This is a genomic window from Vibrio sp. B181a, assembly GCF_030248375.1.
GTDB lineage: Bacteria > Pseudomonadota > Gammaproteobacteria > Enterobacterales > Vibrionaceae > Vibrio > Vibrio campbellii.
Genome location: NZ_JAHGAD010000020.1, coordinates 184,309 through 196,635 on the forward strand (window position 1 = coordinate 184,309; position 12,327 = coordinate 196,635).

Below are 12,327 nucleotides of genomic sequence, written 5' to 3' on the forward strand. Positions count from 1 at the left end.
GGGATGAAAATATTAGCAAAAATGGTTTCTATTGTTTTTACATTCTCAACATTGGTTGGAAGTGCTCTTGCTGGTGGCGGCGCAGAAATGGGTGAGTTTTATGCTGCCCCTGATGGTGTGAAGGTTATTTACGGCTACAACTCTTCCCAGTACGGGAATCTTTATCGAGTATCGACTAACTTGTATGTTCAAACAAAAGATGACGCTTATCTTGCGGATATTAAACTGCTTATCCAAAGACTGAAAATGTCACCGACCGGTCGGGAAGTGTTGCGTCAAATCGCAGCTTATATGCCAGTCAATGCTCCCGACGATGCGGTAGAGCCTCTTATTGAGCATCTTCAAGGTGTTGATACGACCAAGGTGAATGTGGTTACCGTAATTCGAGAACCTGAGGGGGCTGGTCGCTTGTTCGAGACAGTGCCTTCCACCTTCGCTGAAAGACAAAAATCAGAGCTTGTTTACCTACGACAGTTTGATGGGAAAGGTGTGTCAAACACGGTGTTCTTTTCTACCAAAGAAGTGGTCAATATTCCGGGAACGGATAAGCCTTTTGATCAAGCGGTAGCTTTGGGGCATGAGTTAATTCATGCTCGTGATTACGCTTCGGGCGCGATGCCTCGCGGGAGTGTGATACTCAAACATCGTCACCCAGAAACTGGACAAGTCACGGAGTATTCGATCGATAAGGCTGAATACCAAACGACGGGAATTTCCCATTACAATAATGCAGAAAATGGCAGAGATGCAGAGACTGCGATAGATGAAATTCGTAATGACGTTATTATGAGGCGGGAAGAGATGTACTTCCGTTGGAAATCTAGCGGGCAGAATAAACCGAAAGCTTATCTGAAAAACGAAAAGGTGGTGAGCGAGTTTCATTTGGCTGACGACCTTGGTGCATATAAGAGAAATACTTACTGGCCTGCAGGGCACTACCAATATCATCCTTACACGGTTGAGGTAAGGCCTGCTGCTGCTGGCTCTCTTTCACCTAAGTGGGATACATTGGAAGGAAAGCAAGCTCATACCGAAGTGCGTCGAGCGCTGAACCAGTCTTTGAGTGAAGGCAAAGAGACGGCGATTGTGCTTGTCGATGCGACGGAGCAACGTTTGTCGCAAAGCCTGCAAAATTCTCCAGCCTTGACGAGGCGCGGTCTAGGTAACCAAAGTGCGATCTTAAACTATGCGGCTAAAAATAATATCAAAGTGGTTAATGCTTATAGCTCTGAAAATGAAACGCCCCTATCGAGTTTGAAGAAGAGAAAACGCAGCCGATTGTACCGCGCAATCTCTGGGCAGTCCGAAAGGTCAAATGGATACAAAGATGTCCAGTTTAGTGTGGATAATCAATCATTGCTTTCACAAGAACTTGAAGGTCAAGATACCGTGCTGGTGATGGCGTATTCTGATGGCCAAATGACAACAAACATTGTGGATAGCTTATCAGACGACCTCAATAGACAAGTGCTGGTGTCACGACATTCAAACCTAGATTACCAGCCTTCAAATCTGAATGCGGAAGAGAGTACTGCTTGGTTGAATATTCGAGAAAAACAGAATGTGAAAATGCTCGGTTCTGGCAGTCGTAGCCGTTTCAACATTTGCAGTATTCAGTAATCCGCTTGTGATCGTGTCATAAGGGATTAACTGGAAAGTTAAAAAATTAAAGCCGATTGAGTGTGCAGCTCAATCGGCTTTTCTTTACCAGAAGTTTCTTAGTGCACGCTAGGGAGCAAGTTTTCTGGCATTAATGCGTTATGCAAAGCCAGTTTGAGTAGCGCATTGGCTTGCTCAATATCTGGCGCGAAGTAGCGGTCTTTATCGTAGAACGACACTTTTTCACGCAGCATTTGTTTTGCAATCTCGATACGTTCAGAAGATTTGTTTGGCGCGCGGAAATCCAACCCTTGCGCGGCAGACAAGTATTCAACCGCCAAAATACCACGCGTGTTTTCACCCATCTCTTTCAGACGACGAGCAGCGAAGGTCGCCATTGATACGTGGTCTTCTTGGTTTGCGGATGTTGGCAAGCTATCGACAGAAGCAGGGTGAGCGAGCGTTTTGTTTTCACTCGCTAGTGCTGCTGACGTTACCTGCGCAATCATAAAGCCCGAGTTGACGCCGCCATTGTCGACCAAGAATGGAGGAAGTTTAGACAGAGCACTATCAATAAGCAGTGCCATGCGACGCTCTGACAAACTACCAATCTCTGCAATCGCAAGAGCAAGGTTATCCGCCGCCATAGCAACGGGCTCCGCATGGAAGTTACCACCAGAGATGATGTCGTCGTCTTCTGCGAACACAAGCGGGTTATCCGATACCGAGTTCGCCTCTACTTGCAGAGTGTCTGCCGCATTGCGAATTTGTTGTAAACAAGCACCCATAACTTGAGGCTGACAGCGCAGTGAATAAGGGTCTTGAACCTTTTCACAGTTGGTATGGGATTCACCAATCTCACTGGTTGCTTCTAACATATGTCGATACGCTAACGCCGCATCCATTTGGCTGCGATGGCCACGAACACGGTGGATACGTGGGTCGAACGGACGACGGCTGCCCAGTGCTGCTTCTACCGACATAGCGCCACAAACGGTAGCAGATGAGAATAGGTCCTCGGCAATGAACAGACCTTCGAGTGCAAACGCCGTTGACGCTTGAGTACCGTTAAGCAATGCAAGGCCTTCTTTAGGTGCCAGTGTGATTGGTTCTAGACCAGCAATTTGAAGCGCTTCTAAGCCAGAAATGACTTTGCCATTGTGACGCGCTTGGCCTTCACCAAGAAGTACCGTACTCATGTGAGCCAGCGGCGCTAAGTCACCCGATGCGCCTACTGAGCCTTTTTGTGGTACGCATGGATACACCTGCGCATTCACAAGGTCAATCAGCATGTTGATGACTTTCAAGCGCAAGCCAGAGAAGCCACGCGCAAGACTGTTGATTTTCAGCACCATCATCAAACGAACGGTCTCGTCGGACATGAATTTACCGATGCCAGCGGCATGTGAAAGCACAATACTGCGTTGCAGCGTTTCAAGATCTTCCGGCGCAATGCGTGTGTTTGCGAGTAGACCGAAACCCGTATTGATGCCATAAACGGTGCGATCTTCTGCAATCACTCGGTCGACAACTTGAGTGCTTTCCTCAATGGCCGGAATGGCTTCTGGATCGAGAGTAAGGTTGACAGGCGAGCGGCTCACCTGACGCAGTTCGTTTAAGCTAATATGGCCCGGCTTTAGCGTTAAATTGAGCATGTCTTTCATCCTTACTTCAGCTTTTTCAGTTCTTCATTGAGCATTGGCAAATCCAGTCTTTGCTCGGCTGCACATTGTTTTGCGATGTCATATCCCGCATCGGCATGACGCATAACTCCCGTCGCTGGGTCATTGTGAAGTACGCGAGCAATACGCTCAGATGCATCATCACTGCCGTCACAACAAATCACCATACCTGAGTGTTGAGAGAAGCCCATGCCAACGCCGCCACCATGGTGAAGTGATACCCAAGTTGCACCACCTGCGGTATTCAATAGGGCATTAAGTAATGGCCAATCCGATACCGCATCAGAGCCATCCATCATGCCTTCAGTTTCACGGTTCGGGCTGGCTACCGAGCCAGAGTCTAGGTGGTCACGGCCAATAACAACCGGCGCTTTCAGTTCACCGTTTTTCACCATTTCATTAAAGGCTTGGCCAAGGCGCTCACGGTCTTTCAGACCCACCCAACAGATACGTGCAGGCAGCCCTTGGAACTGAATGCGTTCACGTGCCATATCTAGCCAATTGTGTAGGTGAGGGTTATCTGGGATCAGCTCTTTTACTTTCTGATCGGTTTTGTAGATGTCTTCTGGGTCACCAGACAATGCTGCCCAACGGAATGGCCCAATACCTTCACAGAATAAAGGACGAATGTAAGCCGGTACGAAACCTGGGAAGTCAAACGCATTTTCGACGCCTTCTTCCAGCGCCATTTGACGGATGTTATTACCGTAATCCAGTGTTGCAGCGCCGCGGTTTTGCAGTTCTAGCATGGCTTGAACTTGCACAGCCATTGATTGTTTCGCCGCTTTAACTACACCAGCTTCGTCTTGTAAGCGCATTTCTGCTGCATGTGACATACTCCAACCTTGAGGCAAGTAGCCGTTCAATGGGTCGTGTGCAGAGGTTTGGTCTGTTACCACGTCTGGCGTGATGTTACGTTCCACAAGCTCAGGGAAGATGTCAGCTGCGTTACCTAGTAGACCGACTGAAATAGGCGTGTCGGCTTCTTTGATCATCGCTAGCGCTTCATCTAGCGATGTGGCTTTCTTGTCGACGTAGCCTGTGCGTAGGCGATAATCGATACGTGACTCGTCACACTCAACAGCAATCATTGAGAAACCTGCCATTGTGCCAGCTAGAGGTTGAGCGCCGCCCATACCACCAAGGCCGCCTGTCAGGATCCATCGACCTTTTGCGTCGCCGTTAAAGTGCTTTTTAGCTACTGACACAAAGGTTTCGTAAGTGCCTTGAACAATGCCTTGTGAACCGATGTAAATCCAGCTACCTGCCGTCATCTGTCCGTACATCATCAAGCCTTCTTTATCGAGCTCATTGAAGTGCTCCCAGTTGGCCCAATGTGGTACGAGGTTTGAGTTCGCAATTAGAACGCGTGGCGCATTTTTATGAGTCGGGAAAACGCCCACTGGTTTGCCTGATTGGACGAGAAGAGTTTGGTCATCGTCGAGTCTTTCTAACACTTCAACAATCTTATCGAAGCATTCCCAATTTCGTGCTGCTCGACCAATACCACCGTATACAACGAGCGAGTGAGGGTGCTCGGCTACATCTGGATCAAGGTTGTTCATCAGCATACGAAGCGGGGCTTCCGTCAGCCAAGATTTGGCGCGCAGTTGTGTACCGTGTGGAGCACGAATTGTTCTGCTTGTATCAAGTCGTGGATCTTGTCCCTGGCGCTGTGTCATTTTAAGACTCCTTTAGTTTCACGTGTGTACCAAGTCTGTGCTTGGCTATTTCTACTCGAGTAAAGTGCTGTTTGAGCTGTGCCTTGTTCGAGTTGATCGTTATTGGGTTAGGTTATTTGGGTTTATGGTCTTTCTCTGCCATGGCATTGGCGATGTCCCAACATAGGCGGGCTGCCAATCGAGCGGTTTGGCTATCGACGTCATAAGTGGGGTTATACTCGGCAATGTCTGCCAGCATGAGCTTGTTTTTGTAATGTAGGATTCGGTCGAGAAACGGCGAAATGATGTCGTAGCTGACCCCTCTTGCTGCTGGAGCGCTTACACCCGGAGCTGTCGCCGCAGGGAACACGTCCAAATCAATCGTTAGATAGAGGCAGTCGCAGTCATCGATAAAGTGCTGTAGTTGCGTTAAATGGTAGCTGTGGTTCATGTAGCAAAGCTGTTTGTCTTCCACATACCAAACATTGAGTTCGTCCGCTTTCTGGAATAGCGCTTTGGTATTGCTGCTGCGACTGACGCCAATGCAAGCGTAATGAAACTTCCAATCATTGCGTTGGCAGAAGTGATGAATCTGATTAAATGGTGTGCCTGAGCTCGGTTTTACATCTGCCAGCGAACTTTCAAAAGCGCGCAGGTCGAAATGTGCATCGAAGTTGATAATGCCAATCTTCGGCTGCTTGTCTGGGTGATGGGTTTTGAAGTACTCGGCCAACCCGGAAAATGATGCCCATGCGATCTCATGCCCGCCGCCTAGTACTACGACAGGTGAATGGGGTAGCGCTTGAGCAACTGTAGCTGCGCATTGCGATTGGCTGCTCTCTAGTAAGTCGTCTTCGCAAACTACAGTACCGAGGTCATAAAGCGGCGCATCTTGGTGCCAAGCGAGATTGGCTAGGGCACGACGGATTAAATCCGGTGACTTTTTCGCACCAATACGGCCTTTATTTCTGGCAACACCCGCATCGGTCGCAAAACCAAGGATTGAGACGCCTTCGCTTCTGCTCGGTAACTCTTCAACAGAAATATTTTTAATCACGTGGTGAACGCGCTTACCCAATTCTCCATCTTCTGCATCGTGGCGACCTTGCCAGTGAAATGGAGCGGTATTTGGATCTGATTGAGCCATGTTACAGTCCTCCGTGAGAGACATATTCACCATTGACTATACGACCTACTAAACGTTTCGCTCCGACTTGGTAACTGAGGTCTGCTGGGTTTTCGATATCCCAAATTGAGAAATCCGCGTCATAACCGGCTTCAATCACGCCACGAGACTCCCCATACCCCAGTGCTTTTGCTGCGTTTTGAGTGACGCCACGCAGTGCTTCTTGAGGGGTTAAACGGAAAAGAGTGCAAGCCATGTTCAGCATCAAGGTTAAATCAGCAAATGGCGATGTCCCTGGGTTGATGTCTGTCGCTATCGCCATTGGCACCTTGTGCGCTCTAAGTAATTCGATAGGAGGCAATTGGGTTTCACGTAAGAAGTAAAATGCTCCAGGGAGCAAGGTTGCCACGGTCGAGGAATTGGCAAGCGCACGCACACCAATTTCATCGAGATATTCAATATGATCGGCAGAAAGGCCATTGTATTTTGCCGTTAGCGTAGTGCCGCCTAAATCAGAAAGCTGTTCAGTATGACCTTTCACATGCAAGCCATGTTTTTTTGCTGCCTCAAAGACAAGCTCGGTTTGAGCTAAGTTAAAACCTATCGATTCACAAAACACATCGACGCTGGTGGCGAGCTTTTCTTCTGCCACGAGGGGAATGATGTCGTCACAAATATGCTGAATATAATCGTCAGCGCGGTCTTTAAATTCTGGTGGAAGTGCATGAGCGGCGAGTAGAGTTGTGGTGATTTTTACTTTGCGCTCTTGCTCTAAGGCTTTAGCTGCGCGCAGCATCTTGATTTCATCTTGCAGTGTCAGTCCGTAACCAGACTTAACTTCGACTGAGGTAACACCGCTTGCAAGCAATCCATCTAAACGTGGTAGAGCGAGTTCAATAAGTTGCTCTTCGCTTGCTTCGCGGGTTGCACGAACGGTGGAAAGAATACCGCCGCCTTGTTTGGCGATCTCTTCATAAGGCACACCGTTAAGGCGCATTTCAAACTCGTTGGCACGATTCCCGGCGTACACAAGATGAGTGTGGCAATCAATTAAACCTGGTAGCAACAGCTTGCTTCGAAGATCAATGGTTTGTTCGTAGTGGTCTGGATTCAGGATGGATTCGGTTTCTGCGCTGTCTTCGCCTCTTGCTGCGGTACTGAGTGCAACAATTTTTCCTGACCGAATGCCGACGCGAGCAAGGGGAGAGGGTAGGTAGCCTTGCTCTCCTTCTTGCATAGTGACGAGGCGTGCATTTTCAATCAGCAAATCCATTCTGATACTTCCTTTTGATTTGTATTTTTAAATGTATATACAAATAAATAGGAGAAAAAAGCATCACTGGCAAGGCTGATGTTGCTGAAATGTGATCAAAACGAAGAAGTAACGCCTAGTTTATAGCAGGATCTTAGAGCTTAATTTGTACTTATTGCCCGGATGGTAAAGTAGCGCAGTACTCACCAGTTTATCTTGACTCCACGTTCGACGGTTGAGCAGTAAACAAGGCTCGTTAGCTTGCATTTTCAAGTCTTGTTTAACGCGTCCTTCTGGCACTATCGCCTCAACAGTATGCTCTATTGCACTAAGAGGACAGTTATCAGAAAGGTACTGGTTTGGTGTCATGCAAGTAAAGTCTTGTCGTAGGTAACTAGGTGCGTACTGGCTGTTGACCCAACGCAGCTCAAGCTGGATTGGATTACCGTCTTCAAAGTGGATGATCTCGCTGTAAAACACTGTAGTACCTAGCATCACGCCAAGTTTTGTCGCAATACTGTCATCGGCTTTGATAGCGATTTGCTGTAGCACTTCACTGTGATGAGCGCGGCCCCGATTCGTGATTTCATCGGCAATGTTGCGTATGTCTAATAGGGGAGATTCAGACTTCTCAGCCGGATCACAAACAAAGGTGCCGAGGCGAGGTCGGCGTTGCAGTTTGCCTTCATTAACTAAGTCTCGAATCGCTTTGTTAACGGTCATTCGGCTTACACCAAACTGTTCCGTCAATTCGATTTCAGTTGCGATACGATGTCCAACCATCCACTCACCCGAATCAATTTTATCGAGGATAAACTGTTTGATTTGCATGTAGAGGGGCGCAGACATAATGACTTCCTTTTAATTGACTATACAAATAGTGCGTAATCTATGCACAAATTGCAAACAGATAGAGTCATTTTGTGCGCTGATAAAAGGAATTACTCCGCATTCTTATCGTCTATTACTTGCAGGAGTCTGATCAGTTGTGTAAACAGAGACTTATCAAAATAACGAAAACAGACAGTCACAAAGGAATCGCATGTTTAAGAAACTAAAAGCGTCACTTGGTATCGGCTCAGCAAAAGTGGATACGATTTTAGATGAAATGAGCGTATATCAAGGCGCAACTTTACGTGGTCACGTTCAAATCAAAGGTGGTGATGTCGAACAACAAATTGATGCCATCACCATCAAACTGAACACGGAAATGAAAGTAGAAGTAGACGACAGCGTTAGCTACCAAACTTTCACTATTGATCAATTGAAGGCGGTTGAACCGTTTGTCATTCAGCCGAATGAAGAAAAGCAGGTGCCATTCGAGCTTAAGCTGCATGACGAAACGCCTATTACCGCAGTTAGTGCACTAAAAAATCAGTGCCATGTGTGGGTAGAAACGACATTGGATATCGGTTTTGCGATTGACCCGCGCGACCGAGATTACATTGAAGTGAAGCCTTTACCAGTAGCCTCTCGCGTGATTCAAGCGATTGAACAAGCTGGCTTTACTATGGTGAAAGCAGATGTAGAGAAAGGCTTCTTACGTGGCAATACCTTCTCTTCTCGCTCTGGCATATACCAAGAGCTAGAGTTTCGTAATAACGGTTTTGTTTCTACTAAAGAGATTGAGCTTTCCTTTATCTTGGACGGTGGAACGATCCATTGCTTAGCGGAGATCGACCGCTCATTTAGCATTTCTGGCGACCAATACCGTTCTTTCTCGCTACCGATCGGAGCGTCTGATTCACAAGTTGCGGCGGCAGTTGCGCCAACCTTGAATCTGTAATACTCCTAACTTTCCGTTTCTGGAGAGAACAAGTACCGATATCCAAACGTCAAGGCGATATCGGTACTGTTGTCCATATTTCTTGCGTTCTCAATCGCCATTATCTCAATCGCTGAGTTCTCCATTAAATAACGATACCCGATCACGAACTCATTCGATGCGTCGGCAAACTCACTCGGGCCCTCTGTCGAACCTTGATACCAATGATATTCAAGTATGAAGTGGTGATTCTCCTCCAATGCATAGCGATAACCACCCGCAAATGCAGCGGTATTATGTCGATAGGGCAAATCTACCAGTGCACGATCACTGCTTCGGAAGGTCATCCCTACCATCGAATAGAATACATTGGCTGCATTGAATCTAAAGGTATAGTTGATTTGTAGGCCTTGCTCAAAGCTAGTGCCTTTGAAGGTGCCGTGCGGAACATCGTTATAATAGAGACTCACGCCAATAGACAAACCATGATGTTCATTTTGCAGTAATTGATATTGGAGGTAGCTCGACAGGTTGTTGGCTAGTGTTTCGCCTTGGAAGTCTTCCAGTAATATGTCGTATTCAGGCATCGACATGTAGAAACGGTTCTTATCAACTTCGTCACGTCCATTTTGTCCAATACCAAATAGGTCATGGAAGCTTTCAGTTAAACCATCTAAATGGTTATCCGCAGCAAAGACCCAGCGATAGTTCAACTCCCATTGCCATTGTTCATTGATTTGCCACTTACCTCCTAATTCGAGTTGGTTGTGGTAATAGTCGAGTGAATAGTCGCTGGTATGAGCCCAGACACTCGCAATTGTGCCTGAACCATACGTTTCAACATAACCGGAAGGGAGGGCATATCCGGAGCGAAGTACGTTCGTGTGGCTGACGACTTGCACTGGCGATTGAGCATAGGAACGAAGCGGGCCATACAAATCTGACGCACAGATTGCCGGCGTTGATAGGAGTATGGTGCAACTCATGAGCGTAGGTTGCCATCTTAAATCCATCATGATGAGAGCCTAAAGTGAGATTACTCAATAGATTAACTATAGTCTTATCATGTTTTGAATGCTGTTCAATTGTATTAATTTCTCAATCTGTGCTTATCGATGAATTTGCTGTGATGAAGTTTCAATGACATTTTAAAATCGCTCTTTGCATTCTAAATGTGAGCTATGTACAATCCTTGTTCCGATGAAGGTCCGGTATTCGTGTTACTGAGCGACCGTCATCGACTCTCGAAATATCTTCTAATTTGAATAACATGTGTTGCTTGGTGTGCAACACCACTGTAAAGGACATAGCATGCCTATTATTACTCTTCCTGACGGCAGTCAGCGTCAATTTGACAACCCAGTTTCTACTATGGAAGTTGCGCAATCGATCGGTCCTGGTCTTGCAAAAGCAACTATCGCTGGTCGTGTAAACGGTAACCGCGTTGATGCGTGTGATCTAATTGAAGAAGACGCAAGCCTAGAAATCATCACAGTAAAAGATGAAGTAGACGGTCTAGAAATCGTTCGTCACTCTTGTGCTCACCTTCTTGGTCACGCTCTTAAGCAGCTTTACCCTCAAGCTAAAATGGCGATCGGTCCAACCATCGACAATGGCTTCTACTACGACATCGACCTAGACGAGTCTCTAACGCAAGACGATCTTGAAAAGATTGAAAAGCGCATGAAAGAGCTAGCGAAAACCAAGTACGAAGTTGTTAAGAAAAAAGTAAGCTGGCAGGAAGCACGTGATACGTTTGAATCACGTGGTGAACCATACAAAGTGGAAATCCTAGACGAAAACGTATCTCGTGATGATCGTCCAGGTCTTTACCACCATGAAGAATACATCGACATGTGTCGCGGTCCTCACGTTCCTAACATGGGCTTCTGCCAACACTTCACTCTATTGAATGTTGCAGGTGCTTACTGGCGTGGTAACAGCGACAACAAAATGCTTCAACGTATCTACGGTACCGCTTTCCACGATAAGAAAGCACTAAAAGCGCACCTAACTCGTTTAGAAGAAGCGGCGAAGCGTGACCACCGTAAGCTTGGTAAGCAACTAGACCTATTCCACATGCAACAAGAAGCACCGGGTATGGTGTTCTGGCATCACAATGGTTGGTCTATCTTCCGTGACCTTGAAGTATTCGTACGCTCTAAGCTAGATGAATACGGTTACCAAGAAGTAAAAGGTCCACTAATTATGGATCGCGTTCTTTGGGAACGTTCTGGTCACTGGGACAAATACGCAGATGCGATGTTCACAACTTCTTCTGAGAACCGTGAATACGCACTGAAGCCAATGAACTGTCCAGGTCACGTACAGATCTTCAACCAAGGTCTCAAATCGTACCGTGATCTACCGTTACGTATGGCAGAGTTCGGCTCATGTCACCGTAACGAACCATCTGGTGCACTACACGGCATTATGCGTGTACGTGGCTTTACTCAGGATGACGCTCACATTTTCTGTACTGAGAGCCAAATTCAAGAAGAAGTAACAAATTGTATCAAGATGGTGTACGATACGTACCAAACATTTGGTTTCGACAACATCGTAGTGAAACTGTCTACTCGTCCAGAAAAACGTGTAGGTTCAGACGAAATCTGGGATCAATCTGAAGAAGCATTGAAACAGTCTCTAGAATCAATGGAAATTCCATACGAGATTCAAGAGGGCGAGGGTGCATTCTACGGTCCTAAGATCGAATTCACGCTATACGACTGTCTAGACCGTGCGTGGCAGTGTGGTACTGTTCAGCTAGACTTCAACCTACCAGGTCGCCTAGGTGCAACTTATGTAGGTGAAAACAATGAACGTCTTGTACCGGTAATGATTCACCGTGCAATTCTAGGTTCACTAGAGCGTTTCATTGGTATCCTTATCGAAGAATATGCTGGTTTCTTCCCAACTTGGTTGGCACCAGAACAGGCAATTCTTATGAACATTACTGATAAACAGTCAGATTATGTTCAGGAAGTAGTACAAAAACTACAAAAAAGTGGAATTAGAGCTAAAGCGGACTTGAGAAATGAGAAGATTGGCTTTAAAATCCGCGAACACACTTTGAAGCGTGTACCGTATATGCTTGTTGTTGGTGACCAAGAGATGGAAGCTGGCGAAATCGCAGTACGTACTCGTAAAGGTAAAGATCTCGGTAAATTTAAAGTGGATGACTTTATCGCATACATCCAAGACGAGATCTCTAGCCGTAAGCTCAATCTGGAGGAATAAGC

9 protein-coding genes are annotated in these 12,327 nt (G+C 46.6%); 3 read left to right on the plus strand and 6 right to left on the minus strand.

All coding sequences use genetic code 11. The features are described from left to right. Positions 1 to 3: 3 nt before the first annotated feature. The gene (locus KIO97_RS10025; RefSeq protein WP_285382288.1) at positions 4 to 1,620 is read left to right on the plus strand and encodes a M91 family zinc metallopeptidase; all 1,617 of its coding nucleotides are present in this window, start codon (positions 4 to 6) and stop codon (positions 1,618 to 1,620) included. A gap of 98 nt (positions 1,621 to 1,718) precedes the next feature. Here the strand turns inward: KIO97_RS10025 and hutH are convergent, their stop codons facing one another. From hutH to hutC, 5 genes are all read right to left on the minus strand, one after another. After that, on the minus strand, positions 1,719 to 3,254 hold the full coding sequence (hutH, locus tag KIO97_RS10030; RefSeq protein WP_045378699.1) for a histidine ammonia-lyase: 1,536 nt from the start codon (positions 3,252 to 3,254) through the stop codon (positions 1,719 to 1,721). A gap of 11 nt (positions 3,255 to 3,265) precedes the next feature. After that, positions 3,266 to 4,963: a urocanate hydratase gene (gene hutU, locus KIO97_RS10035; protein WP_285382290.1), complete on the minus strand. Its 1,698-nt coding sequence runs from the start codon at positions 4,961 to 4,963 to the stop codon at positions 3,266 to 3,268. A gap of 112 nt (positions 4,964 to 5,075) precedes the next feature. After that, positions 5,076 to 6,089, minus strand: a complete 1,014-nt coding sequence (gene hutG, locus KIO97_RS10040) for a formimidoylglutamase (RefSeq protein WP_285382292.1) — start codon at positions 6,087 to 6,089, stop codon at positions 5,076 to 5,078. 1 nt (position 6,090) lies between these two features. Further along, positions 6,091 to 7,341 carry an imidazolonepropionase gene (hutI, locus tag KIO97_RS10045; RefSeq protein ID WP_285382294.1) on the minus strand — a complete coding sequence of 417 codons (1,251 nt, stop codon included), beginning with the start codon at positions 7,339 to 7,341 and terminating at the stop codon, positions 6,091 to 6,093. A 120-nt stretch (positions 7,342 to 7,461) separates the two neighbouring features. Beyond that, positions 7,462 to 8,169 carry a histidine utilization repressor gene (hutC, locus tag KIO97_RS10050; RefSeq protein ID WP_005428069.1) on the minus strand — a complete coding sequence of 236 codons (708 nt, stop codon included), beginning with the start codon at positions 8,167 to 8,169 and terminating at the stop codon, positions 7,462 to 7,464. Positions 8,170 to 8,362: 193 nt separating this feature from the next. Between hutC and KIO97_RS10055 the strand changes: the two genes are divergently transcribed. Then, positions 8,363 to 9,106: a sporulation protein gene (locus KIO97_RS10055; protein WP_285382296.1), complete on the plus strand. Its 744-nt coding sequence runs from the start codon at positions 8,363 to 8,365 to the stop codon at positions 9,104 to 9,106. Positions 9,107 to 9,111: 5 nt separating this feature from the next. Here KIO97_RS10055 and KIO97_RS10060 read toward each other — a convergent pair whose 3' ends face one another. Further along, a complete protein-coding gene (locus tag KIO97_RS10060) occupies positions 9,112 to 10,101 on the minus strand; it encodes a DUF3187 family protein (protein ID WP_285382298.1) in 990 nt (329 codons plus the stop codon). A 295-nt stretch (positions 10,102 to 10,396) separates the two neighbouring features. Here KIO97_RS10060 and thrS point away from each other — a divergent pair, with 295 nt between their 5' ends. After that, positions 10,397 to 12,325 (plus strand): threonine--tRNA ligase, encoded by a 1,929-nt coding sequence (gene thrS / locus KIO97_RS10065; RefSeq protein WP_005428072.1) that lies wholly within the window; start codon positions 10,397 to 10,399, stop codon positions 12,323 to 12,325. Positions 12,326 to 12,327: the final 2 nt, after the last annotated feature.